Source organism: Bradyrhizobium sp. Kon56 (assembly GCF_055807635.1).
The window spans coordinates 1-397 of the sequence record NZ_JBVVOU010000180.1; the positions used below are offsets into that span (position 1 = coordinate 1).

Here is a 397-nt window from a genome sequence, read left to right on the forward strand (position 1 = left end):
GGCTCTCCAGGGCAGGGCAAAAGCACCTTTTTAAGCTACATCTGCGAACAGCTTCGTGCCTTGGAGAGCCCCATAGCACCCGTTCATTCCAGTCGCCAGACTGAATCTCGTCGATAAATTCCTTTGCAAACTGGGGGTCAGGCGGCAGATAGCCTGCCGGTACCCGGAACTCCTGGTCCAACGGTCGAGGTTGCCGCTCGGAGATAGTACTGCGCAACACTTCTAAGGTGATGCGCCCGTCAGGGGCGGGAGCATTTTTGTGAATACTCCACTCAGTGGCGCGGCGTAAGAGGGTCAGCCAGCCGAGATGGTCCGTGTGATTTCCTTCTAATGCCGATGACACCGTACCGCCCAGCGATTCATAGCCGGCGAAGCTATGGGAGAACTCGAAGTTCTC

General features: G+C 56.7%; 1 protein-coding gene. It reads right to left on the reverse strand.

The features are described from left to right. Window positions 1-397 (reverse strand): hypothetical protein (locus tag AC0L3B_RS38530; RefSeq protein ID WP_473382856.1); only part of this gene is annotated, 397 nt, incomplete at both ends.